A 21,967-nucleotide genomic window follows, 5' to 3' on the forward strand; every position below is an offset into this window, starting at 1 on the left:
GTGATGTCGGGGGCAAGAACGCTTAACTGCCACGCGGCCCTCATGGGGCGCATGGCCGCGGTGCTGGGGGTCGACCTGACCGAGGCGATCGCCACGGGACGCATGAGCAGCGAGGAATGGCGCGAGGCGGTGGTATCCTGCACCGCCTGTGCGGATCCGCGCGGCTGCGCCGAATGGCTGTCGCACCAGAATGAACGAGCCGACGCGAAAGCCCCGGCATATTGCTGCAATCAGGCCTTCATCCATGACATCGCCGCCAGAGGCACGGGGGCGGCCAAACGAATCGAGGAGGCGCTATGATGGGCGTTCAGGAGAATGTCGATCTGCATTACTGGATCACGCGCGGCCTTGCGCGCCGCCTGGGTGTGGATCTGATCGAGGCCGTGCATTGCGAAATTCTGACACGCGCGGATCTGGCGGAAATGCTTGGCCGCTGCCGCCAGTGCAGTTCTGTGCAGGGATGTCTGGCCTATCTTGCCGAGAACCCGGACCGCGCGCCGACGCCGCCCGACTGGTGCCGCAACGCGACCCTTCTGTCGGAGCTTTCGGCCCTGCATTAGCGGCACATTGCTTGCAACCGGGGCCGGGATAAGGCAACCGGGGGCATGCTTGTCGTTGAAGATATCCTGCGGGATCGCGGTTCGCGCTATGCCGTTTCGGGCGGGCCTGTTGCCGACCGCGCCGCGGCCGGGGCGTTTCTGGCCGCGCTGAAGACGCGCAAGCGCTTTGCCAAGGCCACGCATAACAGCTGGGCCGTCCTGTTTTCCAACCCCGAAGATGCGGCGCAGCCCGAACCCGTCAAGGCCGATGACGGAGAGGCCGGTGCAGGGGCGATCATCTTGCAGGAATTGCAGGCGGCGGGGCTGCATGATCACATCGTCGTCGTGTCGCGCTGGTTCGGCGGTGTCCATCTGGGCGGCGATCGCTTTCGCCATGTGCGAACGGCCGTGCGGCTTTATCTGGTGCGCCGCAACGGGCTGTCCTAGTGTTTTCGTCGGTGCGAGGGAGGCGGCATGATCGGTTGGCTGCGGGCGGAGGCCCTTCGTCTGGGCAGAACGGTGCTTTGGTCGTGGCAGGGCTGGCGCGCGGCCTGGGCCACGGAACGGACGCTGCGGCAATGGACGCTGGTGCATGCCGCGTCGGTGGCACTGGCCTTCGCGCTTGATCTGTCGGCGGGCGAACGTGCGCTGATTGTCGCGCTCGGGTTTCTGCTGCTGGCCGCAGAGCTGATGAATACCGCGATCGAAGAGGTCGTCGACCACCTGTCCCCGCAGCGCGATCCCCGCGCCCGGAAGGCGAAGGATTGCGGCTCGGCCGCGGTTGCGCTTGCGGCCCTTGGCGGGGGGGCGGCGTGGCTGGTGATCCTGCTGGGGTGACGTTTCCCTTGCCAGCGGCGGGGCATGGCCGCAAGCTGGGACGATGTTGCGCGCCCTTGTCGCCCTGTTTTTCATGGTAAGCACGCCTGCGCGGGGCTGCGATACGGCCCTGCTGCTGGCCATCGACGTGTCGGGCTCGATCGACGCGTCGGAATATGCGCTTCAGGTGCAGGGGCTGAGCGCGGCACTGCGCGACCCCGAGGTGGCGGGCGTTCTGGTGCAGGGTCGGGTCGCGCTTGCCGTCGTGCAATGGTCGGGTCCGGGGCGGCAGGCGCTGGTCGTGCCGTGGCGGCGGATGACCGATGCGGCGGCGGTTGCGTCCCTCGCCACAGATGCCGCACGGCTGCCGCGGGCGTTTGCGGCCTCGGATACCGCGGTGGGCGAGGCGATCTTCTTCGCGCTGGAGCAATTCGAGGCGGTGCCCGACTGCGCGCGCCATGTCATCGACATCTCGGGCGACGGGCCGGAAAACGCGGGCTTCACCGTGGGCCGGGCCCGCAGCGCGGCCGAGGCGGACGGGGTCGCCATCAACGCCATCGCCATCGAGGACCCCGGCCGTTCCAGCCCCATCACCGCCTTTTACGCGCGTTGGGCGATCACGCGGAACGGCTTCGTGATGACGGCGCGCGGCCTTGGCGACTATCCCGCCGCGATCCGCGCCAAGCTGATGCGCGAACTGGCCAAGCCCGTAGGTTGAGGCCCCTCAGACCGAGACCGATCCGCGCAGATCCTCGTAGGGCAGCGTTTCCCTGGTTCCGCTCAGGGCCACGTTGCCGCGCTTGAGCACGAAGAAGCGATCCCCGAGATTGTAGGCGAATTCGAAATACTGCTCGACCAGCACGATGGCGATGTCGCGCTCGGCCTTGAGCAGTTCGATGACGTGACCGATCTGCTGGATGATGTTGGGCTGGATGCCCTCGGTCGGCTCGTCCAGCAGCAACACCTTGGGCCGCATGATCAGCGCGCGCGCGATGGCCAGTTGCTGTTGCTGGCCGCCCGACAGGTCACCCCCGCGCCGGTGGCTCATGTCCTTCAGGATCGGGAACAGCGTGTAGATATGGTCGGGGATGCGGTGTTCGGACCGGGGCAGGACGGCGAAGGCGGTCTCGAGGTTTTCGCGCACGCTCAGCAGCGGAAAGATCATCCGCCCCTGCGGCACGACCGACAGCCCCTTGCGCGCGATCGCCTGCGCCGGAAGGCGGCCCAGTTCCTCGCCATCCAGCACCAGCCGCCCGCCCGAGCGCGGATGCGTGCCGGCAAGCGCCTTGAGAAAGCTGGTCTTGCCCACGCCATTCGTGCCGAGGATGCAGGTGACCTCTCCGGCTTTGGCCTCGAAATCAATGCCATACAGGATCTGCGAGCCGCCGTAATGCAATGTGAGCGCTTCGGTGCGCAGCATGCTCATCCCCTTCCCAGGTAGACGTCGATGACGTCGGGGTTTCTGGTGACATGATCCAGCGAGCCTTCGGCCAGAACCGCGCCCTCGTGCAGGACCGTGACCTTGCAGTTCAGCCGTTCGACGAAATCCATGTCATGCTCGACCACCACGACGGCGCGGGTCCTGGCCAGTTCGACCAGAAGCCGCGTGGTGTGTTCGCGTTCCGCCACGGTCATGCCCGCGGCGGGTTCGTCCACCAGCAACAGCCGCGGCTCCTGCGCCAGAAGCATCCCGATCTCGAGCCATTGCTTCTGGCCGTGCGACAGTTCCCCCGCCTTGCGCGCGATCTGATCGGCCAGCCCGACCTCTTCGGCCAGTTCGGCGACCCGCGCCATGTCGGCCGCGCCCGCGCGCCATTTCAGCACCGCAAAGGGGCCGCGCGCGGCCTTCAGCGCCATGATCAGGTTTTCCGTCACCGTCTGGTCTTCGAAGACGGTGGGGCGCTGGAACTTGCGGCCGATGCCGATCCGCGCGATCTGCGCCTCGGACAGGGACAGAAGCGAGGTGAACCTTTCGCCAAACAGGACGGTGCCGCTGTCGGGGCGGGTCTTGCCGGTAACGATATCCATGAAGGTCGTCTTGCCCGCGCCATTGGGGCCGATCACGGCGCGCAGCTCGGCCGGGCCGATCGAGAAGCTGAGATTGTTGATCGCGCGGAAGCCGTCGAAGCTGACGGTGACGCCGGATACTTCCAGAAGGGCGGTCATTCAAGCGCCTCCTTTTCCTGAAGGGCGCCGTCGTCGGGCCCAAGCGCGGCGCCGCAGCGCAATGGCGGGCGCAATCCCTGCGCCAGGTCGAACAGCCCCGCCAGCCCCTTGGGCGCAAACAGCGTCACCGCAACGAAGGACAGCCCCAGCAGCACCAGCCACCAGTCCACCCATTTCACCGTGTAGAAACCAAGGGAAAGGTCGGGCGCCCGCCCGCCGGTGAACCACGAGGACAGAAGCGACACGAACGCAGCCCCAAGCACCGCGCCGTAAAGCCGCCCGCGCCCGCCGATCGCCACCCAGACCGCAAGGTAGATCGAGGCGATGGGTGTCAGCTCGGCCGGGTTGATGATGCCCGCCTGCGGGTAGTAAAGCGCGCCCGCGATGGCCGCGATCACCGCCGTCAGGGTAAAGACGAACAGTTTGTAGCTTTCCACCGAATAGCCGAGGAAGCGCACGCGCTGTTCGTCATCGCGGATCGCGCGGATGATCGAGCCGAACTTGCCCGACACGATCCATGCCAGCAGCAGATAGCCAAGGCCAAGCGCCGCGGCCGAGGCCCACAGGAACCAGACCGACATCCGCGCCTGCGAAACGTCCCCCATTCCGGGCAGGTTCTGAAGGCCCGAAAGCCCGTTATTGCCGCGCAGCCCGCTGTCGTTCTGGAACAGGTAAAGCGCAAGCGCCAGCGTCATGGCCTGGGTCAGGATCGACAGGTAAACGCCTGTCACCCGCGAACGGAACGCAAGCCAGCCAAAGCCAAGCGCCAGAAGCCCCGGCACCAGCACCACCAGCGCAAGCTGGATCGGAAGCGAATGGGCAAGGCTCCAGATCGCGGGCAGCTCCGACCCGCCCACGACTCCGAAGACCTGCGTGGCGATGCCCTGCCGGATCTCGTCCGGGGTGGCCGGAAGCCCGCCCGAGGCAAGCGAGGCCACCACGATCTCTTCGGTGCGGGCATACATCAGCCACATGCCGATCATGTAGCCGCCAAGCGCGAAGAAGGCGAAATGGCCAAGCGACAGGATGCCGGTAAAGCCCCAGACCAGATCCATCGCAAGCGCGATCAGGCACAGGCACAGCGTCTTGCCAAGCGTCTTGACGACTGAGGTGGACAGGTAGGCAGTGCCATAGGCCTCGCTGGCAAGGGTCACGCCAAGGGTGAAAAGCGCAAGGATCGAGATGAAGACCAGAACCGAGGGGTTCTTGCTGAGAAAACCCTGTCTCATGATGCCTGCCTTTCGGTCGGGATGTGGTGAGGCGCGACGGGCCGTTGCATCGGATCAATCCCCCGCCGCGCGGCCGCGCAGGGCGATGATGCCCCTGGGCCGGAACTGGATGAACAGGATGATGAAGAGGATCATGTAGGTCTGCGCGGCCAGCGTGTTCGAAGGGTTCAGCCACTCGATCCCCTTTTGCAGCGTGCCGATCAGGAAGGCGCCTGCCAGCGTGCCCCAGATATTGCCCACGCCGCCCACGACCACGGTCATGAAGCTTTGCACGATATAGTCCGATCCCAGCTCGGACGTGACCTTGGCGAAAAGCCCGATCGCCACGCCCGCGATCCCCGCGATGCCCGATCCCAGCCCGAAGGTCAGCATGTTGATCCGGTCGGGATTGATCCCCATCGAGGCCGCCATGCCGGGATTTTGCGTGACCGCGCGCACCTCGAGCCCCAGCCGGGTGCGGTTCATCAGCCATAAGAAGAAGACAAGGAACAAAAGCGCCAGAACGAAGATCGCGATGCGGATATAGCTGATCGAGACCACGTCGTTCAGCACGAGTGCCCCGTCGAGCCAGCCCGGAGCGGTGAGCGGCCGGGCCTGCGTGCCGAAGATGTTCTTGGCAAGCTGCTGAAGCGCGATGGACACCCCGAAGGTCGCCAGAAGCGTCTCGAGCGGTCGTTTGTAGAGGTGCCGGATCACCAGCCGCTCCAGCGCGATCCCGGCAAGGAAGGTGACAAGGAAGGCCGCGGGCAGCGCGACAACCAGCGAGAGCGTGTAATCGGGGATGACCTGCTGCACGACATAGCCGGTATAGGCGCCCATCATGATGAACTCGCCATGTGCCATGTTGATCACGCCCATCACCCCGAAGGTGATGGCAAGCCCGATCGCCGCAAGGAAATAGATCGAGGCAAGCGAGAGCGCGTCCAGCGCAAGGTCGGCCGTCTGCATCGCGCCCACCTTGATGCCGATGCCCGATAGCGCGCTGCGCGCCGCATCGGTGACGGCGGCATCGGGCTCGCGGTAGATTTCGGCGAAGCTGGCGGCCGACAGGGCGGCGGCAACCTCGTCATCGGTGGCTGCTGCCGGCACCGCGCCCGAGGCCTCCAGCGCCGAATAGGCACGGTCGCGCGCGGCGCGGCTGTCCAGATCGATCAGCGGGATGCCCCCGACCGCGCTGTCCGAGATATTGGCCAGAAGGGCGGCCTTCTGCGCCTCGGGGGTCAGCCGGGGCTGGGCGGTGCCGGCGGCGACCAGAAGGTGATAGGCTTCCTCTTCGGGGATGTCCCGGCCGGGCCTGAGCACGCGCGCGACGTTCAGCCCCTCGGGGATTGCGCCGGGAAAGGCGCGGCGCTGGACCTCCAGCAGCGGGTTGAGCGCACCGCGCAGGTCCAGCCCCAGATCCGGGCCGAAGCTGTCGATGGCTGCCACGCGCGCGGCGCTGTCGGGATCGAAGCGCAGGGTCAGCAGCCGCTCAAGCCGCAGCTTTTGGGCCTTCAGGGCCGGGTCCGTCTCGTTCTCGATCGCGGCGCGCAGGGGGGCAAGATGTTCCGCCGTGGGGTCGCGTGCGATCGAGGTCAGCGCGGCGGCGCGGCGGGTGGGATCGGGATCGGAGAGCTGGAATTTCACGAGCGCCGTGGCGATCAGCCCGCGCACGCCCGAATTGGGGCGCAGCTCGGTGATCGCGGCCTTGTCGGCGGTGCCGGATTGCTGGCCGTCAAGCGATGTGAAGGCCCAGCCATCGGCGGTCTTCTCGATCAGCACGAAGGCGCCGTCCGGGGCGTGGATGCCCAGCCCCTTGTCCGCCCACGCGCTCAGCACCCTGGCTGCGGCGGGATCGTCCGATCCGGCAAGCGCGTCGATCACGGGGCCGATGGTCTGGCGCGAGGCCTTTTCCACAAGGGCGCGGTTGGCGGTGAGGATGTCCCCGGCGCTTTGCCCGTCCTGCGCCCGGACGGGCGTGGAAAGGCCAAGCGCCAGACAGGCGGCAAGGGTCAGGATAAGGGCGCGCATGGGGGTCCGATCTGGCTGGGATGGGCGAAAGGGGGGGGGAAGCCCCCCCTCTCGCGGGCCGGTCAGTAGTTCGACTGCATCTGGACGCAGGTCGCGGTCTCGGTGTTGTACATACCGCAGTTCAGGTCTTTCCAATTCGAGGTCAGCACCGCCGATTCCGGCAGGAAATCGGTCCAGGCATCGCCCGGCACCGGCTCGGTCTGGCTGATGATGTCGAACTGGCCGTCCGCCCGGATTTCGCCGATCAGGACGGGCTTGGTCAGGTGGTGGTTGGGCAGCATCGTTGCGGCCGAGCCGGTCAGGTTCGGGAATTCCTGCCCGATCATCGCGGCGGCCACCGGATCGGTGTCGGTGCTGCCCGCGGCCTCGACCGCCTGGACCCACATGTTGAAGCCGATATAGGTGGCCTCCATCGGATCGTTGGTCACGCGGTTTTCCCCCATGCGCGCCTTCCATGCGGCGACGAAGGCCTCGTTGGCCTCGCTTTCGGCGGTTTCGAAATAGTTCCAAGCCGCCAGGTGCCCCACGAGGTTCGAGGTATCGAGGCCCGACAGCTCTTCCTCGCCGACCGAGAAGGCCACAACGGGGATGTCGTCGGCGCTGATGCCGGCGGCGGCCAGTTCCTTGTAGAACCCGATATTGGCGTCGCCGTTGATGGTGGAGATCACGCCGACCTTCTTGCCGTCCGCGCCAAGGGCCACCACGTCGGCCACGATCTTGGACCAGTCGGAATGCCCGAAGGGCGTGTAGTTCACGAAGATGTCCCCGGCCGGGATGCCCTTGGACTTGAGGTAGGCTTCAAGGATGTTGTTGGTCGTGCGCGGATAGACATAATCGGTCCCCAGAAGCGCGAACTTCTCTACCCCCAGCTCGTCCAGGAAATAGTCGGTGGCCGGGATCGCCTGCTGGTTCGGCGCCGCGCCCGTGTAGAAGACGTTCTTCGAGCTTTCCTCGCCCTCGTACTGCACCGGGTAGAACAGCAGCCCGTTCAGCTCCTCGATGACCGGCAGCACCGATTTGCGGCTGACCGATGTCCAGCAGCCGAAGATCACGTCCACATCCGACACGGTGATCAGCTCGCGCGCCTTCTCGGCGAAAAGCGGCCAGTCCGATGCCGGGTCGACCACCACGGCCTCGAGCTGTTTGCCAAGCACGCCGCCCTTGGCGTTCTGCTCGTCGATCAGCATCAGGACGGTATCCTTCAGCGTGGTTTCCGAGATCGCCATGGTTCCGGACAAGGAGTGCAGCACACCGATCTTGATCGTGTCATCCGCGGCCCAGGCAGAGCCGGCGGCCAGTGCGCCCATCGCGCTGCTGAGCAGAAATGTCTTAAGTCGCGTCATCTGTGTCCCCTTCAAGAGCCGTCCGTATCTTTCCGGCAGCGGAAAATCGGCTTATCCTTGGACGGCAATGTTCATTGCACCCAGTGCGGTGGGGACGGAGTTGCAGGCCATTCTCCACCGCACACCCATTTGCCTGGCCCGATGCCCGGCGTGACGATGAAGCCGGTAATGCTGCAATGCGGCAATGGCGGGCTGGGGGATTCCGCAAGCAAAGGCGCCAGATCGCGGGTATTGCCCGAATTCTTGGCAGTTGCCGGGGGCGATGCAAAGGATGGTGGCAGAATGTGATCGCCCGGCGCCCCGGATTGCCGGGCGCAGGCGCGGTGCCTAACGGGTCAGGCTGTCCTCGGCGACTGCCGTGGCGATCTGTTGCAGGATGTCGGGATTGGCCGCCAGCACGCGGCTCCAGTTCGGGATGAAGGGCGTCTCCATCGGGTTTTCCAGAAAGACGTTGCCTGCCTCGACGATATTTGCCGCGAAAAGTTCAACCGCCTTTTCCTCGCCGTGGCGGTCGAGCGTCAGGCCGTTCATGCGTGCGTCGTTATAGTAAGCTTCCAGCAGGTCCAGCGCGATGCGGTAATAGGTGGCCTTGAGCGTCCGGAAATGCTCGTTCGAGAAGGTTACCCCGTCGGTGGCCAGCTTGCGGAAAAGCGATTTCGAGATGTCCATCGACATCCGCGACAGCCCGTTGGTCGCATCGTCTTCGGACAGGGGCTGGTGCTTGTGATCGTAGCGGTCCGAGATATCGGCCTGACAGATCGCGTGGCGCGACAGGTTGCGCCAGACCTCGGACAACACGCCGATCTCCAGCCCCCAGTCGGAGGGGATGCGCATGTCCGGCAGGATAGCGGTGCGCATGGCGAACTCTCCGGCCAGCGGGTAGCGAAAGCCCTTCAGGTATTCCAGGTAGTCATGCGCGCCGAAACATTTCTGAAGGGCCAGCAGAAGCGGCGTCACCAGAAGGCGCGTTACCCGGCCGCCAAGCCGCTGATCGGCGATGCGTGGATAATATCCCTTGCAGAATTGATAGGGAAATTCGGGATTGGCGACCGGGTAGACAAGGCGGGACAGCATCTCGCGCTTATAGGTGACGATGTCACAATCGTGCAGCGCGACCACGTCAGAATCGGCCGAGGCGAGCGCGTGGCCGATGCAATACCACACATTGCGTCCCTTGCCGGGTTCGGCCGGGGCAAGGCCGGCCCTTTGCAGGCCGTCATGGATCTGGCGCAGACGCGGGCCATCGTTCCAAAGGATGTCGTGGCGTTGCGGCAGGCGTGCGAAATAGTTGCGCGCAAAGGCGAACTGCTCGGCGTCGGCCCGGTCGAGGCCGATGACGATATGGTTGATATACGATGCGCCCTCCAACTCATCCAGGATGCCGGCAAGGGCAGGGGTTTCAAGCTCCGAGAACAAAGAGGGCAGGATCAACGTGATCTTGCGCTTTTCGGCAAAGATCTTCAGGTGGCGTTCCAGATCGTCGATCGGGCGCTGGTTGAGGCTGTGAAGCGTGGCGACGCTGCCTGTCTGGTGAAAATCGGACACTATACCTCCTGGTCGGTGCTTTGGTGCAACTCGTCGATAAGGGCCGATAGCGATGCGGCCCATCCCGCGGGTCCGGGAAGGCGGGCGCGGCGAATGCGGCCTGCGGCCTCGTTGCGCAGCATCGGCAGGGGCGCATGCGCGGGGTTGGGGATGACAATGCCGTAATCGGCAGTTTCCAGCATCGCTGTATCGTTGGGCGCATCACCGAGCGCCACGGTGATGCGGGGCAGGGGATATTGCGCGGCGATGCCCGCCATCTGGTCGGCTTTTGAAACCTTGCCGAGCGACAGGGTCAGGAAACGGCCGCCGGATTGTGCATGCACACCGGCCTTTTCAAGCGCGGAAAGGAAGCGCGCCCTTTCGGTATCGTCACCAGTAAACAGGCCCGGCTCCGAGAAGTCGCGCGCCCGGGCCCGCAGGGCAGCGTGCGGCGAAAGGCCGGTAAGTGCGGCAAGCTGTTCCACAGTCCAGTCGGAAAATCCGCTGAACTGCGCGCGCATCACCGCGGGCAGGGTATCGAGCGCCGCGCGCAGCCGCCGATGCGTGGCCGTATCTCCGGGGCGGCCTTGCCCGGCAGGCAGAAGCCCCGCACCGTTTTCCACGATCGCCGGGCAATCGGCAAAGCCCAGATCGGCGCGCAGCCCGGACATTTCGGTGGCGGTCTTGCTGGAGGCGAGGATGAGCGCAATTCCCTCGCGGCGCATCCGTTCCAGAACGGGGCGCGCGGGGGCATAGCTGTAGCTGTCATGATCTAGCAATGTGCCGTCAAGGTCCGTGAAGACGATGATCCGGGGTGCACGCTTCATCAAGCGGCCCCATTGGTGATCCAGCGCGACTGATAGGGCGCAAGGCGGATGGTGCCGCCTTTCTCGTCAACCGGCTCGTCTGTCAGAAGATCGAACCAGTTGTGCCCGTCGATCAGGTTGAGCGACAGCGCCGGAATCTCTTGCGGCTGGTCGGTGACGTTGTTGAGCACGAAGATGCTTTGGGCGCGATCGAGGCTTTGACGCCAGAAGCCGAAGATCTCATCGGGCAGTTGCAGCGTGAACTGGGTGGCATTGGGGTGGAAGGCTGCCTGTCGGCTACGCAGCCCGATCATGCGCTTGAGTGTGCCGAAAACCTGTGCGGTGGTGCTGTCCGGATCGGCCAACAGGTTCTGCAATTCCCGGTAATCCAAAGGGCGCCGGTTGATGGCGCGATTGTAGCCCAGTTTCTCGACGCCGTCGGTATCGTTGGGCGTGGCCAGAAGAGAATGGATGTAGAAGGCCGGAATTCCTTCAAGCGCCATGGCAATGGCCTGAGAGCAAAGGAACCGCTCCATGTTCAACTCGTCGCGCCCGTGCACCGTGCCGCCAAGCGCATCGTAAAGCGAGACGTTCATCTCATAGACCTTCTGGCCGCCATCGGGCGTGCCCCGCATCGACACGAGGCCACCAAACCCCTGCACGGCCGCGATCATGCCGGCGATGTCCTCTTCCGGGATCAGCCCCTCGGCCGGGCGCATCCCGATCCCGTCATGCGATGCGGTAAAGTTCAGGTAGGTGCATCCAAGCGGGGCCGGGGGCATTGCCATCTGCCAGTTGCGCAAATGGCGCGCGGTGCCATTGAGAAGCGCGTGCAACACAAGGGGCGGCAGCGGAAAGTTGTAGATGACATGCGCCTCGTTGCGATTGCCGAAGTAGCTCAGGTTCTCGGCATTGGGCACGTTGGTCTCGGTGACGATCACCACCGGCTTGTCATTGTAGTCCAGCAACAGCCGCATGAGGCGGATGACGGCGTGGGTCTGGGGCAGGTGGATGCAAGGGGTGCCGATCTCTTTCCACAGGAAGGCCACGGCATCCAGGCGCACGGTGCCGATACCGTGATCGACATGCGCGCGCAGGACTTCGAGGAACGCCAGCAAGACCTCAGGGTTGGAAAAGTCGAAATCCACCTGATCTTGGCTGAAGGTGCACCAGACATGCCGGGGGCCGTTCGCGGTTTCCACCCTGCGCAGAAGTGCGTGGGCGCGAGGGCGGACGACCTCGCTCAGATCCGCAGCGGGGTCGGCCTCGAAGAAGAAGCGGTCATAGGGGGCATGGCCCTGAAGATAGTCGCTGAACCACGGGCTCTGGCTGGAGCAGTGGTTGAGCACCAGATCCGACATCAGCCGGAACTCGGCACCGATGCGGCCGATGTCCTGCCACGATCCCAGCTGGCTGTTGACCGCGAAATAATCGGTGACCGCGAAACCGTCATCCGAGGTGAAGGGAAAGAAGGGCAGGATATGGATGCCGCGGATCGCGTCCGACAGGTAGCGGCTTGCGAAATCACGCAGCAGGTCCAGCGGGCGGTGTTCCCCGTCGGTGATCGAATTGCCATAGGTGATGACGTAATTGTCGGCCTGGCTCCAGAGCGTATTTCCCGCGTTGCGCGCCTTGCGCCGCAGCGCCCGCCCGTCGGGCCAGAAAGTGCTTGCGATCCGATCAACCAGCGCGCCTGCATCCGCGTCGGGGTAAAGCGTGCCGACAAGCTGGCGCAACCCCTCTCCGAGCTTGCCCGGCAGATGCGTGGCATCGCGCCTGTCTGCTGCTTCCGGCCGGGTCGGGGCAGTGTCCTCCGGCGGGCCGGCATCCGTGTGCCGCATCTCGGTATCCTTGGTCATTCGACCTCGCTTTGCAAAACCCGCGCGGGTTGCGTTGCGGATCTTCTCAGGCCCGCTCTGCCAGCGGTGCAAGCCCTCCGATCCGGGACAGGTGGTCCAGAATTTCATCCACGCCCTCGCCCTTGCGCAGGGATGCAAAAAGATAGGGCCGCGTCCCGCGCATCCGCGCCGCGTCCCGGTCCATGACCTCGAGCGAGGCGCCCACATGGGGCGCGAGGTCGGTCTTGTTGATGATCAGAAGATCGGATCTGGTGATTGCGGGGCCGCCCTTGCGGGGAATTTCCTCGCCTGCGGCCACGTCGATCACATAGACGGTCACATCGGCAAGCTCGGGGCTGAAGGTGGCCGACAGGTTGTCGCCGCCGCTTTCGATCAGCACCACCTCCAGTTCGGGGTGGCGGGCCTGCATCTCGGCCACGGCGGCAAGGTTGATCGAGGCATCCTCGCGGATCGCGGTATGCGGGCAGCCGCCGGTCTCCACGCCGATGATCCGGTCCGAGGGCAGGATCTGCATGCGCATCAGCGCCTCGGCATCCTCGCGGGTGTAGATGTCGTTGGTGATGACCCCGACCGAAATGGCCGGGTGCATCGCCTGGGCAAGCCGGGCGGTCAGCGTGGTCTTGCCGGCGCCGACCGGGCCGCCGATCCCGATGCGCAGGGGGCCGTTCATTCGGGTCATGAGCGGAAAAGCCTTGTGGTGAGGGTTTCGTGCCGCATCGCGGCAATATCGGAGAGGAAGGCGGTGCTTGTCATGTCCTCGGGCGTCAGCCCGGCGGTTTGCGCTGCCACACGCGCGCAAAGCGGCGACAGATGCGCAAGCACGGCCTGCCCCTCGGTCTGGCCAAGGGGCACAAGCCGGACGGCGGTGGATACAAGGTTCGACATCACGCCCTGCAGGAACATCGCCACCGTAGGTTCCAGCGGAAGCCCGGCCAGCCCCGCCGCCCGCCCGACTGCCACGGGATAGGTCGGCGCGGCGATGTCATGCCCGGTCAGGGCCGCCGTGGTGCGTGCGAAGGCCGCGCCCTGAAGCGCGCTTTCGCGCAGCCGCTCGGCCGAGGCAGCAAAGGCGCGCGCGGTGGCGTCGATCCTGTCGGTTTCGGCCTGTGAACGCGCCCGCCATGCCGCGCCCAGAAGGATCGCGTCATTGCGTCCGCTGCCATGCAGCAGCACATCCTCGAGCCATACCCGCAAGGCCGCCGCGCTGCGCAGGGTGCCGTCCTGCACGACGGTCTCCAGCCCGTGCGAATAGGCGAAGCCGCCCACCGGATAGGCCGGAGAGAACCATTGCGACAGGATCAGCGCGGCTTCAATGCGCATGGGCGGTGTGTCCGTGTTCATGCGCATGTGTGCGCCCGTGGCCATAGGCGCCACCTTCGGGGCGGAACGCTTCGCGCACGGGGGCGGTTTGCGCGCCCAGATGTTCCAGCATGTGGGCGATGACCGGATCGCGCTGGATCAGCAGGCGGTCGGGCCCGATTTGGCAGGGCGTGTGGCGGTTGCCGATATGCCAGGCCAGCCGGGGCAGGTCGCCGCGCACCTCCAGAAGGTCTTCGGCCGCCGCCCGGATCATCACGCCGCGCCCGTCGGACAGTACCAGCACGTCACCTTCGTCAAGCGAGGTGGTCTGCGCCAGATCGACCAGAAACGCCGTGCCGCAATCGCTTTCAAGGCGCTTGCGGCGCAGGAAGCGGGCGTCGTAATCCAGCGTACAGACCAGCGTGGGGCCGCCCCATTCCGAACGGGGCAGGACGCTTTGGGCGGTGGGAAGGGTGGACATCGGAAGACCTCAGAACAGGAAATAGCGTTGCGCCATGGGAAGCACCGTGGCGGGCTGGCAGGTAAGAAGCTCGCCGTCGGCGCGCACCTCGTAGGTTTCGGGATGGACCTCGATCCGGGGCAGGGCGGCGTTCAGGATCAGATCCTTCTTGCCGATCCCGCGCGTGTTCTTCACGGCAAGCACCTGCTTGGCGAGCCCCAGCCGCGCCCGGATGCCCGAGGCTTCCGCGGCCGCCGAGACGAAGGTCACGGCCGAGTGTTCGACCGCCCGCGCCATCGCCCCCCACATCGGGCGCGAATAGACCGGCTGCGGCGTCGGGATCGAGGCGTTGGGATCGCCCATCTGGGCGCAGACGATCATGCCGCCCATCAGCACCATTTCGGGCTTTACCCCGAAAAAGGCCGGGTTCCACAGCACCAGATCGGCGCGTTTTCCCACCTCGACCGAGCCGATGGCCTCTGACACGCCATGCGCGATGGCGGGGTTGATGGTGTATTTCGCAATGTAGCGGCGGACGCGGAAATTGTCGTTCCCGCCGCGTTCCTCGGCCAGCCGGCCACGCTGCTTCTTCATCTTGTCGGCGGTCTGCCAGGTGCGGATGATGACCTCGCCCACGCGCCCCATGGCCTGGCTGTCCGAGGCGATGATCGAGAACGCGCCCATGTCGTGCAGGATGTCCTCGGCCGCGATCGTCTCGCGCCGGATGCGGCTTTCGGCGAAGGCCACGTCCTCGGGGATCGACTTGTCGAGGTGGTGGCAGACCATGAGCATGTCGAGATGCTCTTCGAGCGTGTTCACCGTGAAGGGCCGCGTCGGATTGGTCGATGAGGGCAGGACGTTCGGATCGCCGCAGATCTTGATGATGTCGGGCGCATGGCCGCCGCCCGCGCCCTCGGTATGAAAGGCGTGGATCGTGCGGCCCTTCAGCGCCGCCACCGTTTGTTCCACAAAGCCGGATTCGTTCAGCGTGTCGGTATGGATCATCACCTGGACATCCATGGCGTCAGCCACCGACAGGCAGCAATCTATCGCGGCGGGCGTGGTGCCCCAGTCCTCGTGCAGCTTCATCGCGCAGGCGCCGCCGATCACCATCTCTTCCAGCGCGGCCGGCAGTGAGGCGTTGCCCTTGCCCGAGATGCCGATATTCATCGGCAGCCCGTCGACGGCCTGCAACATCCGCCCGATATGCCACGGGCCGGGCGTGCAGGTGGTGGCAAGCGTGCCATGCGCGGGGCCGGTGCCGCCGCCCAGCATCGTGGTCACGCCCGAATGCAGCGCATCCTCTACCTGCTGGGGGCAGATGAAATGGATATGGCTGTCGAAGCCGCCCGCCGTCAGGATCCTGCCTTCGCCCGCGATGACCTCGGTGCCGGGGCCGACGATGATGTCGACGCCGGGTTGGGTGTCGGGGTTTCCGGCCTTGCCGATCCGTGCGATCCGGCCGTCCTTCAGCCCGACATCGGCCTTGTAGATCCCGCTGTGATCGACGATCAGTGCATTGGTGATGACGGTGTCGACGGCCCCGGCTGCCCGCGTGACCTGGCTTTGGCCCATGCCGTCGCGGATCACCTTGCCGCCGCCGAACTTGACCTCTTCGCCATAGGTGGTCAGGTCGCGCTCGACCTCGATGATCAGGTCGGTGTCGGCCAGCCGCAGCCTGTCGCCCGTGGTGGGGCCGAACATCGAGGCGTAGTCTGCACGGGAAATCTCGCGGGGCATCTCAAAGCTCTCCCATGACCTTTTGATTGAAGCCGAAGACGCGCCGGGCGCCGCTGATCGGAATCAGTTGCACCTCGCGCCGCTGGCCCGGCTCGAAGCGCACGGCGGTGCCCGCGGCGATGTCAAGCCGGTGGCCATGCGCGGCCCCGCGGTCGAAGTCCAGCGCCGGGTTGGTTTCGGCGAAATGGTAGTGGCTGCCCACCTGCACCGGGCGGTCGCCGGTATTGGCAACCATCAGCGTGATCGCGGTGTGACCGGCATTCAGCGTCAGCAGGCCTTCGGCGGGGAAAAGCTCTCCGGGGATCATCGCGCGCGCCTCAGCCGGCCAGCACGAGCGCAGAGCCCGAAAGCGCCACCAGAACCCCCGCCGCGCGGGTCAGCATCGGGCCGCCGAACCGCGCCAGAAGCATCCCGCCCAGCACGCCGGCGGCATGCAGAAACGCCGTGGAAAGCGCAAAGCCCGCAAGATAGGAGAGGGCCGTGGCGCCGCCCATCTCGGCCCCGTGGGCATGGCCGTGAAACAGCGCAAGCGCCCCGGTGATCGTGGCCGCAACGCCAAGCGGCAGGGGCAGGGCAAGCGCGGTCAGAACCCCCAGAAGCAGCACCGAGGCAAGGATCATCGGCTCGACCATCGGCAGCGGCATGCCCGCAAGCGCAAGCGCGAAGCCCGCGCTCATCGTGCCGACAAAGGCCATGGGCAACACGAGGCGCGCCCGCCCGCCCATTACCGTGGCCCAAAGCCCCACCGCCACCATCGCAAGGATGTGGTCGGGGCCGAAGACCGGATGGCTGAAGCCCGCCGCGAACGATCCGTGCGCCGCGGGGTCGAGATGGGCGAAGGCGGGTGTCGCGGCGAAAAGGGCGGGAAGGATCAGCAGGCGTTTCATCGGGATCTCCTCAGCGGATCGGATTGTGGACGGTGACAAGCTTGGTGCCGTCGGGGAAGGTGGCCTCGACCTGCACCTCGGGGATCATCTCGGGGATGCCCTCCATGCATTGCGCGCGGGTAAGGACATGGGCGCCGGCCTCCATCATGTCGGCGACCGAACGGCCGTCGCGCGCGCCCTCGACAACCGCATCGGTGATCAGGGCGATCGCCTCGGGGTGGTTGAGCCTGACCCCGCGCGCGAGCCTTTTGCGCGCGATCTCGGCGGCCATCGCCACAAGCAGCTTGTCCTTTTCGCGCGGGGTCAGTTGCATGGTCAAAGCCTCCAGACGGTGGGCAGGGCGTTATCGGTCAGCCGCTCGAGGATCGGCACGAGCGTGCGGCGCAGAAGAAAGCTGTCGGGGGCAAGAAGGCGCAGCACCAGAATGTCTTCGCCCAGAAGCGAGGCGCCGCCCGTCGGGGGCAGTTCGACGCGCAGGGCATCAAGCTGCGCAGCGGCATCGGGGGCGACATAGACAAGACTGGCAAGCGTCCCGGCGCCCGCGCCCGTCGCGGGGCGCGCCATGCGGGCGGCGGCGTTCCCCTCAAGCGCGATCCCGTCAAGATAAAGCGGGTTCCCGTTGCGCCGGATCTCGACCCGGTCGTGAAAGCGGATATCGCTTAGCGTTTCGCCCATCGCCGCGCGCCCGAGGATCAGGGGTTCCGCCATCAGCAGGCGCGCATCCGTGGCCAGCTCGATCGTCAGCCGCCGCCGCAAGGCGCAGCGCTCGAAGAGGATGGTTTCCTGCGGCAGCCAGTTCAGCCGGCCCCCTTCGGCAACGGAAAGGGTCGTCGTGATCCGGGCGGTTTCGCCCGGCTGGGCGCGATAGATCCGCTCGGCCGCCTGGGTGGTGAGGGTCAGATGCGCGCCGGGGCCGGCCTCTGCGTGAAGGCCGAAGCGGTCGCCCCCGGTCACGCCGCCCGCGGTGTTGACCATGACGGCATCAAGGCCGCGGCCACGCGGGCGCGGAAAGACCAGCTTCAGCGCGCCCGCCTGGCGCAGCCGGTCAAGCCGGGTCGGCCCATCCCCCTGCACCCGGACCGAGACCAGGGCCTCGCCAAGGGCGCGCGGCTGGGCGCGATGTGCCTCCGGCACGAATATTTCGGACGGCGCGTTGATTTCTTCCCCCGTTGCAAGACCCGAGCTTTGTCCCACAGGCGCGGTTCGTCGGGCACTCTCTGGCCGCTCTGGTGTGCCTGGTTGGTGGTATTTGGCGAAATACTGGGCGAAATTGCGGGGGCGTGCCTGAAAACCGTGCAAAGGCGATATGCGGGTGCGGCATCATTCCGGCTTGATTTAATCAAACGATTGATTAAAAATTCCCGCATGACAATGAACGAACCCCAAACCGGAACGCGGGCGAAGCTGATCGCCGCAGGGCTGCACCTGTTCGGGCGCGGCGGGTTCGAGGGCACCTCGACCCGGGCGCTGGCAGAGCGCGCCGGCACGAATGTCGCCTCGATCGCCTATCATTTCGGCAGCAAGGCGGGGCTGCGGCAGGCCTGCGCCCTGCATGTGGTCGAGCGGCTGGAAAACGCCATCGTCATGCCCGACGCAGCCCCCGCGCCGCCCGACCCGCAGGCCGCCCTGCAAGAGATGGAGGCAGCCATGCGCGCCTTTGCCCGCATGCTGCTTGTTTCGGCCGAGGCGGGGGATTTCGTGCCTTTCGTGCTGCGCGAGCTGACCGATCCCGGCGATGTCGCCGAGCAGCTTTTCGCGCAGTTCTTCCAGCCCCGCCATGCGCGGTTCTGCACGCTCTGGTCGGCCGTCACCGGAAAGCCCGCCGAAGCCGCCGAGGTCAAGCTGGCGGTTTTCACCTTCATCGGCCAGATCCTGTATTTCCGCATCGCCCGGCCCTTCGTGGCCCGCCGCATGGAATGGGGCGCGATCGGGCCGTCCGAAGTGGATCAGATCGTCGACGCGGTGCTGGAAAACCTTCGCGCCGCCGCAGAAAGGGGCCGGACATGAGCCTGCTGTGCAGCCTTCCCGTGATTGCGTCGCTTTTTGCCGCCTGCGCGCCGCCCGCGCCGTTCGCCACCGGCTATGTCGAAGGCGAATATACGCTGGTCGCCCCGGTGGCGACGGCCCAGGTTGCCACGGTGGCGGTGCAGCGCGGGGACCGGGCCGCCGCGGGCGAGGTTCTGGTCACGATGGAACGGCAGGATGCCGAGATCGCCCTTGCCGAGGCCGGGGCCAATCTTGCGCAGGCCGAAAGCCAGCTCGCGGACCTGCTGGAAGGCGCGCGCCCCGAAGAGATCGACGTGATCGAGGCCACCCTTGCCTCGGCCCGGCTTCAGGCCGACGAGGCCCGGCGCGAGCGCGACCGGGTGATCCGCCTGTCGGAGCGCGGCGTCACGACCGAGGCGCAGCGCGAGGATGCGATCACGGGCGCCGATGTCGCGGATGCGCGGGTGGCGCAGGTGACGGCCGAACTGGCTGTGGCCCGGCTTCCGGCGCGCCCGCAGGCCATTGCGCGCGCCAAGGCCGCCGTTGCCGCCGCCAAGGCCGTTCGCGCGCGCATGGAATGGCAGCTTGAACAGCGCAGCTTGTCCCTGCCGCAGCCCGTGACCGTTGTCGATGTCATCCGCCAGAGCGGCGAGATCGCCGGCCCGGCCGCGCCGGTCCTGTCGGTTCTGGCCGATGGGGCGGTGAAGCTGCGGCTTTACATCCCCGAAGCGGCCTATGAGAAGGTCTCGGTCGGGGATCTGCTGGAGGTCGGCTGCGATGGCTGCGCGTCGGGCCTGCGCGCGCGGATCAGCTATGTCGCGGACCAGCCGGAATTCACGCCGCCGGTCATCTACTCGCTCGAAAGCCGCCAGAAACTGGTCTACCTGATCGAGGCCCGCCCGGAGGGAGAACATGCCCTCAAACCCGGCCAGATCGTGAACGTGGCCCTGCCATGAGCGAGGCCGCGATCAGCGTCACCGACCTGAGCAAGCGTTTCGGCGACAGGACCGTGGTGAACGGCATCAGCCTGTCGGTCAGGAAGGGCGAGATCATGGGGTTTCTGGGCCCCAACGGCTCGGGTAAGACCACGACGATCCGCATGATGTGCGGCCTGCTGGAGCCAAGCGGCGGCGAGGGGCAGGTGCTTGGCCTCGACATCCGCAAGGATCGCCGCGCCATCAAGCGCCGCGTCGGATACATGACGCAGCGCTTCTCGTTCTACGAGGATCTGACGATCCGCGAGAATCTGAGCTTCGTCGCGGGGCTTTACGGCATGCGCCCCGCGCGCCGGATCGTGCAGGACACGCTGGAGGATCTGGGCCTCGGGTCGCGCCGGAACCAGTTGGCGGGGTCGCTATCGGGCGGGTGGAAGCAGCGCCTCGCCCTGGCGGCCTGCATCATGCACAAGCCCGACCTTCTGATGCTGGACGAGCCGACGGCAGGCGTGGACCCCAAGGCGCGGCGCGACTTCTGGGACGAGATCCACCGCCTGGCCGATGGCGGGCTGACGGTTCTGGTTTCGACCCATTACATGGACGAGGCCGAGCGCTGCCATCGCATCGCCTATATCTCTTATGGCAACCTGATCGCCCGCGGGACGGTGCCGGAAGTGGTGCGCGATGCGGGCCTCAGCACCATGGTCGTGACCGGCGCGGATACCGCCGCCGCTGCGCGGGCGCTGAGCGGCGCGCCCGGGGTCGATCAGGTCGCGCATTTCGGGGCGACGCTGCATGTGGTGGGGCGGGATGGCGCGGCACTGCGCACAAGCGTGGCGCGGGTGGCGGCGCAAACCGGCTGCAAGACGGTCCCCTCCGAGACCAGCCTTGAGGATGTGTTCATCCAGCTCATGGGCAATGCCGAGGACAACATGTGATGGGCGGGCTTTTCTCACTCACCCGGTTGCGCGCCCTTCTGGCAAAGGAAACCATCCAGATGCGCCGCGACAGGGTGACCTTCGCGATGATGATCGGGGTGCCGCTGTTGCAGCTCATGCTGTTCGGTTTTGCGATCAATACCGACCCCAAGGAGCTGCCCGCGGCGCTTGTCGCGCCTACGCAGGACAGGTTCACCCGTGCCATGGTCAGTGCGCTGGAGCTGACCGGGTATTACCGCTTCATCGCCCCGGACGCGACGGCCCCCGAGGCCGAAGACATGATTACCCGCGGGGATGTGGCCTTCGTCGTCACCGTTCCGTCCGATTTCGGCCGCCGGATCGAGCGGGGCGACAATGCCGCGATCCTGATCGAGGCGGATGCGACGGACCCGGCGGTCGCCTCGGGCGCGATCTCGACGCTCAGCACGGTGGCGGGCCTGGCCCTGCGCCGCGAGGCCGGGATGGCGGCCACCGGCACCGCCCCCGCGCCCGAGATCGTGGTGCACCGCCGCTACAACCCCGAGGGGATCACCCAATACAACATCGTGCCCGGCCTTCTGGGGGTGATCCTGCAACTGACCATGGTGATGATGACCGCCATGGCGCTGACCCGCGAGACCGAGCGCGGCACGATGGAAAACCTGCTGTCCATGCCCGCGACCCCGTTCGAGATCATGCTGGGAAAGATCCTGCCCTATCTGGCCGTGGGGGCGGTGCAGGTCGTGGTGGTGCTGGTCTCGGCGCGCTTCGTCTTTGCGGTGCCCTTCGTGGGCGGATTGCATGTGGTGTTGGCGGGCATCTTCATCTTCGTACTGGCACTGGTCATCTTGGGATACCTGATCTCGACCATCGCGCGGACACAGATGCAGGCCATGCAGCTGACCTTCTTCTTCTTCCTGCCCTCGCTCATGCTGTCGGGGTTCATGTTTCCGTTTCGCGGCATGCCGCAATGGGCCCAGTATCTGGGCGAGATCTTCCCGCTGACGCATTTCCTGCGGCTGATCCGCGCCGTCATGCTGAAGGGCGCCGAGGTCGGAACCATCGCGGGACCCTTCCTTGCGCTGACGCTTTTCGTGCTGGGCTTTTCGCTGCTGGCGCAGCTGCGCTTCCGGCGTACGTTGGACTAGGCGGCGCGATGGCCCGATGGACCACTGGCACAGGTATGCGGCGCCCGAGGTCAAGCAGGCAGCACCACGCCCGATGTCGCAGCGATCCCTCGCGTCAACGGCTCATGCGGCCGACCCGCAACGCGGCAAATGACTTCAACAAGTATTTCAGTCAGTTGAAGGAGGGAAAAGTGGCAGCCCGTAGGGGAGTCGAACCCCTCTTTTCAGGTTGAAAACCTGACGTCCTAACCGATAGACGAACGGGCCACCGAAGGCCGCAGCGCTTTGTCGCGCGCGGCGTGGAGCGGTGTTTAGGCTAGCTGG

25 protein-coding genes and 1 tRNA gene are annotated in these 21,967 nt (G+C 66.1%); 9 read left to right on the top strand and 17 right to left on the bottom strand.

Annotated elements, in window-relative coordinates; genetic code table 11:
- Positions 1 to 3 precede the first annotated feature (3 nt).
- Genes AC4PTO_RS03145 through AC4PTO_RS03165 form a run of 5 tightly spaced genes read left to right on the top strand, consistent with a single transcriptional unit; the run spans position 4 to position 2,073 of the window.
- Positions 4 to 300, top strand: a complete 297-nt coding sequence (locus tag AC4PTO_RS03145) for a DUF6455 family protein (RefSeq protein ID WP_492731789.1) — start codon at positions 4 to 6, stop codon at positions 298 to 300.
- Positions 297 to 560 (top strand): DUF6455 family protein, encoded by a 264-nt coding sequence (locus AC4PTO_RS03150; protein ID WP_492731792.1) that lies wholly within the window; start codon positions 297 to 299, stop codon positions 558 to 560. The genes AC4PTO_RS03145 and AC4PTO_RS03150 overlap by 4 nt, the downstream gene beginning before the upstream one ends.
- 45 nt (positions 561 to 605) lie before the next feature.
- Complete coding sequence (locus AC4PTO_RS03155; protein WP_492731794.1) at positions 606 to 986, top strand: YigZ family protein; 381 nt, start codon at positions 606 to 608, stop codon at positions 984 to 986.
- Between the two features lie 27 nt (positions 987 to 1,013).
- Positions 1,014 to 1,376, top strand: a complete 363-nt coding sequence (locus AC4PTO_RS03160; RefSeq protein WP_492731796.1) for a diacylglycerol kinase — start codon at positions 1,014 to 1,016, stop codon at positions 1,374 to 1,376.
- A gap of 43 nt (positions 1,377 to 1,419) precedes the next feature.
- Positions 1,420 to 2,073 carry a DUF1194 domain-containing protein gene (locus AC4PTO_RS03165; protein ID WP_492731799.1) on the top strand — a complete coding sequence of 218 codons (654 nt, stop codon included), beginning with the start codon at positions 1,420 to 1,422 and terminating at the stop codon, positions 2,071 to 2,073.
- A gap of 6 nt (positions 2,074 to 2,079) precedes the next feature.
- On the opposite strand, the gene urtE is transcribed toward AC4PTO_RS03165, so the two are convergent.
- From urtE to AC4PTO_RS03245, 16 genes are all read right to left on the bottom strand, one after another.
- Complete coding sequence (gene urtE / locus AC4PTO_RS03170) at positions 2,080 to 2,775, bottom strand: urea ABC transporter ATP-binding subunit UrtE (RefSeq protein ID WP_492731802.1); 696 nt, start codon at positions 2,773 to 2,775, stop codon at positions 2,080 to 2,082.
- 2 nt (positions 2,776 to 2,777) lie between these two features.
- On the bottom strand, positions 2,778 to 3,521 hold the full coding sequence (gene urtD, locus AC4PTO_RS03175; protein WP_492731804.1) for an urea ABC transporter ATP-binding protein UrtD: 744 nt from the start codon (positions 3,519 to 3,521) through the stop codon (positions 2,778 to 2,780).
- A complete protein-coding gene (gene urtC, locus AC4PTO_RS03180) occupies positions 3,518 to 4,750 on the bottom strand; it encodes an urea ABC transporter permease subunit UrtC (protein WP_492731806.1) in 1,233 nt (410 codons plus the stop codon). Before urtC ends, urtD begins: the two co-directional genes overlap by 4 nt.
- A gap of 54 nt (positions 4,751 to 4,804) precedes the next feature.
- Positions 4,805 to 6,760, bottom strand: coding sequence for an urea ABC transporter permease subunit UrtB (urtB, locus tag AC4PTO_RS03185; protein WP_492731807.1), 1,956 nt, complete (start codon positions 6,758 to 6,760; stop codon positions 4,805 to 4,807).
- 62 nt (positions 6,761 to 6,822) lie between these two features.
- The gene (urtA, locus tag AC4PTO_RS03190) at positions 6,823 to 8,103 is read right to left on the bottom strand and encodes an urea ABC transporter substrate-binding protein (protein WP_492731809.1); all 1,281 of its coding nucleotides are present in this window, start codon (positions 8,101 to 8,103) and stop codon (positions 6,823 to 6,825) included.
- 327 nt (positions 8,104 to 8,430) lie between these two features.
- A complete protein-coding gene (locus AC4PTO_RS03195) occupies positions 8,431 to 9,648 on the bottom strand; it encodes a glycosyltransferase family protein (RefSeq protein ID WP_492731811.1) in 1,218 nt (405 codons plus the stop codon).
- Positions 9,648 to 10,454, bottom strand: a complete 807-nt coding sequence (locus AC4PTO_RS03200) for an HAD-IIB family hydrolase (RefSeq protein WP_492731813.1) — start codon at positions 10,452 to 10,454, stop codon at positions 9,648 to 9,650. Before AC4PTO_RS03200 ends, AC4PTO_RS03195 begins: the two co-directional genes overlap by 1 nt.
- Complete coding sequence (locus tag AC4PTO_RS03205; RefSeq protein ID WP_492731815.1) at positions 10,454 to 12,292, bottom strand: sugar phosphorylase; 1,839 nt, start codon at positions 12,290 to 12,292, stop codon at positions 10,454 to 10,456. The genes AC4PTO_RS03200 and AC4PTO_RS03205 overlap by 1 nt, the downstream gene beginning before the upstream one ends.
- Positions 12,293 to 12,338: 46 nt before the next feature.
- On the bottom strand, positions 12,339 to 12,971 hold the full coding sequence (gene ureG / locus AC4PTO_RS03210) for an urease accessory protein UreG (protein ID WP_492731817.1): 633 nt from the start codon (positions 12,969 to 12,971) through the stop codon (positions 12,339 to 12,341).
- Positions 12,968 to 13,612, bottom strand: a complete 645-nt coding sequence (locus tag AC4PTO_RS03215; protein ID WP_492731819.1) for an urease accessory protein UreF — start codon at positions 13,610 to 13,612, stop codon at positions 12,968 to 12,970. Before AC4PTO_RS03215 ends, ureG begins: the two co-directional genes overlap by 4 nt.
- Entirely contained in the window at positions 13,602 to 14,072 is a 471-nt protein-coding gene (locus AC4PTO_RS03220; RefSeq protein ID WP_492731820.1) for an urease accessory protein UreE, read from the bottom strand. Before AC4PTO_RS03220 ends, AC4PTO_RS03215 begins: the two co-directional genes overlap by 11 nt.
- Positions 14,073 to 14,081: 9 nt before the next feature.
- Positions 14,082 to 15,791, bottom strand: a complete 1,710-nt coding sequence (gene ureC / locus AC4PTO_RS03225) for an urease subunit alpha (protein WP_492731822.1) — start codon at positions 15,789 to 15,791, stop codon at positions 14,082 to 14,084.
- A gap of 1 nt (position 15,792) precedes the next feature.
- Positions 15,793 to 16,098 carry an urease subunit beta gene (locus AC4PTO_RS03230; protein ID WP_492731824.1) on the bottom strand — a complete coding sequence of 102 codons (306 nt, stop codon included), beginning with the start codon at positions 16,096 to 16,098 and terminating at the stop codon, positions 15,793 to 15,795.
- Positions 16,099 to 16,108: 10 nt separating this feature from the next.
- Positions 16,109 to 16,678 carry a HupE/UreJ family protein gene (locus tag AC4PTO_RS03235; protein WP_492731826.1) on the bottom strand — a complete coding sequence of 190 codons (570 nt, stop codon included), beginning with the start codon at positions 16,676 to 16,678 and terminating at the stop codon, positions 16,109 to 16,111.
- 10 nt (positions 16,679 to 16,688) lie between these two features.
- The gene (locus tag AC4PTO_RS03240) at positions 16,689 to 16,991 is read right to left on the bottom strand and encodes an urease subunit gamma (protein WP_492731828.1); all 303 of its coding nucleotides are present in this window, start codon (positions 16,989 to 16,991) and stop codon (positions 16,689 to 16,691) included.
- A 2-nt stretch (positions 16,992 to 16,993) separates the two neighbouring features.
- The gene (locus AC4PTO_RS03245; protein WP_492731830.1) at positions 16,994 to 17,812 is read right to left on the bottom strand and encodes an urease accessory protein UreD; all 819 of its coding nucleotides are present in this window, start codon (positions 17,810 to 17,812) and stop codon (positions 16,994 to 16,996) included.
- A gap of 231 nt (positions 17,813 to 18,043) precedes the next feature.
- On the opposite strand from AC4PTO_RS03245, the gene AC4PTO_RS03250 reads away from it, so the two are divergent.
- From AC4PTO_RS03250 to AC4PTO_RS03265, 4 genes are read left to right on the top strand one after another with little or no spacing between them, the layout of a single operon-like run.
- Positions 18,044 to 18,685, top strand: a complete 642-nt coding sequence (locus AC4PTO_RS03250) for a CerR family C-terminal domain-containing protein (RefSeq protein WP_492731832.1) — start codon at positions 18,044 to 18,046, stop codon at positions 18,683 to 18,685.
- The gene (locus tag AC4PTO_RS03255; RefSeq protein WP_492731834.1) at positions 18,682 to 19,620 is read left to right on the top strand and encodes an HlyD family secretion protein; all 939 of its coding nucleotides are present in this window, start codon (positions 18,682 to 18,684) and stop codon (positions 19,618 to 19,620) included. The genes AC4PTO_RS03250 and AC4PTO_RS03255 overlap by 4 nt, the downstream gene beginning before the upstream one ends.
- Positions 19,617 to 20,537 carry an ABC transporter ATP-binding protein gene (locus tag AC4PTO_RS03260; RefSeq protein WP_492731836.1) on the top strand — a complete coding sequence of 307 codons (921 nt, stop codon included), beginning with the start codon at positions 19,617 to 19,619 and terminating at the stop codon, positions 20,535 to 20,537. Before AC4PTO_RS03255 ends, AC4PTO_RS03260 begins: the two co-directional genes overlap by 4 nt.
- On the top strand, positions 20,537 to 21,664 hold the full coding sequence (locus AC4PTO_RS03265) for an ABC transporter permease (RefSeq protein ID WP_492731838.1): 1,128 nt from the start codon (positions 20,537 to 20,539) through the stop codon (positions 21,662 to 21,664). Before AC4PTO_RS03260 ends, AC4PTO_RS03265 begins: the two co-directional genes overlap by 1 nt.
- 171 nt (positions 21,665 to 21,835) lie before the next feature.
- Here the strand turns inward: AC4PTO_RS03265 and AC4PTO_RS03270 are convergent.
- Positions 21,836 to 21,910 (bottom strand) — tRNA-Glu (locus AC4PTO_RS03270).
- Positions 21,911 to 21,967 lie beyond the last annotated feature (57 nt).

The organism is Rhodobacter maritimus, from assembly GCF_058747975.1.

What these genes read in the sequence shown, in the direction of transcription:
- AC4PTO_RS03145 (WP_492731789.1), top strand. Translation starts at nt 4, where the DNA reads ATGTCGGGGGCAAGAACGCTTAACTGCCACGCGGCCCTCATGGGGCGC.
- AC4PTO_RS03150 (WP_492731792.1), top strand. Translation starts at nt 297, where the DNA reads ATGATGGGCGTTCAGGAGAATGTCGATCTGCATTACTGGATCACGCGC.
- AC4PTO_RS03155 (WP_492731794.1), top strand. Translation starts at nt 606, where the DNA reads ATGCTTGTCGTTGAAGATATCCTGCGGGATCGCGGTTCGCGCTATGCC.
- AC4PTO_RS03160 (WP_492731796.1), top strand. Translation starts at nt 1,014, where the DNA reads ATGATCGGTTGGCTGCGGGCGGAGGCCCTTCGTCTGGGCAGAACGGTG.
- AC4PTO_RS03165 (WP_492731799.1), top strand. Translation starts at nt 1,420, where the DNA reads ATGTTGCGCGCCCTTGTCGCCCTGTTTTTCATGGTAAGCACGCCTGCG.
- urtE (WP_492731802.1), bottom strand. Translation starts at nt 2,775, where the DNA reads ATGCTGCGCACCGAAGCGCTCACATTGCATTACGGCGGCTCGCAGATC.
- urtD (WP_492731804.1), bottom strand. Translation starts at nt 3,521, where the DNA reads ATGACCGCCCTTCTGGAAGTATCCGGCGTCACCGTCAGCTTCGACGGC.
- urtC (WP_492731806.1), bottom strand. Translation starts at nt 4,750, where the DNA reads ATGAGACAGGGTTTTCTCAGCAAGAACCCCTCGGTTCTGGTCTTCATC.
- urtB (WP_492731807.1), bottom strand. Translation starts at nt 6,760, where the DNA reads ATGCGCGCCCTTATCCTGACCCTTGCCGCCTGTCTGGCGCTTGGCCTT.
- urtA (WP_492731809.1), bottom strand. Translation starts at nt 8,103, where the DNA reads ATGACGCGACTTAAGACATTTCTGCTCAGCAGCGCGATGGGCGCACTG.
- AC4PTO_RS03200 (WP_492731813.1), bottom strand. Translation starts at nt 10,454, where the DNA reads ATGAAGCGTGCACCCCGGATCATCGTCTTCACGGACCTTGACGGCACA.
- AC4PTO_RS03205 (WP_492731815.1), bottom strand. Translation starts at nt 12,292, where the DNA reads ATGACCAAGGATACCGAGATGCGGCACACGGATGCCGGCCCGCCGGAG.
- ureG (WP_492731817.1), bottom strand. Translation starts at nt 12,971, where the DNA reads ATGACCCGAATGAACGGCCCCCTGCGCATCGGGATCGGCGGCCCGGTC.
- AC4PTO_RS03215 (WP_492731819.1), bottom strand. Translation starts at nt 13,612, where the DNA reads ATGCGCATTGAAGCCGCGCTGATCCTGTCGCAATGGTTCTCTCCGGCC.
- AC4PTO_RS03220 (WP_492731820.1), bottom strand. Translation starts at nt 14,072, where the DNA reads ATGTCCACCCTTCCCACCGCCCAAAGCGTCCTGCCCCGTTCGGAATGG.
- ureC (WP_492731822.1), bottom strand. Translation starts at nt 15,791, where the DNA reads ATGCCCCGCGAGATTTCCCGTGCAGACTACGCCTCGATGTTCGGCCCC.
- AC4PTO_RS03230 (WP_492731824.1), bottom strand. Translation starts at nt 16,098, where the DNA reads ATGATCCCCGGAGAGCTTTTCCCCGCCGAAGGCCTGCTGACGCTGAAT.
- AC4PTO_RS03235 (WP_492731826.1), bottom strand. Translation starts at nt 16,678, where the DNA reads ATGAAACGCCTGCTGATCCTTCCCGCCCTTTTCGCCGCGACACCCGCC.
- AC4PTO_RS03240 (WP_492731828.1), bottom strand. Translation starts at nt 16,991, where the DNA reads ATGCAACTGACCCCGCGCGAAAAGGACAAGCTGCTTGTGGCGATGGCC.
- AC4PTO_RS03250 (WP_492731832.1), top strand. Translation starts at nt 18,044, where the DNA reads ATGACAATGAACGAACCCCAAACCGGAACGCGGGCGAAGCTGATCGCC.
- AC4PTO_RS03255 (WP_492731834.1), top strand. Translation starts at nt 18,682, where the DNA reads ATGAGCCTGCTGTGCAGCCTTCCCGTGATTGCGTCGCTTTTTGCCGCC.
- AC4PTO_RS03260 (WP_492731836.1), top strand. Translation starts at nt 19,617, where the DNA reads ATGAGCGAGGCCGCGATCAGCGTCACCGACCTGAGCAAGCGTTTCGGC.
- AC4PTO_RS03265 (WP_492731838.1), top strand. Translation starts at nt 20,537, where the DNA reads ATGGGCGGGCTTTTCTCACTCACCCGGTTGCGCGCCCTTCTGGCAAAG.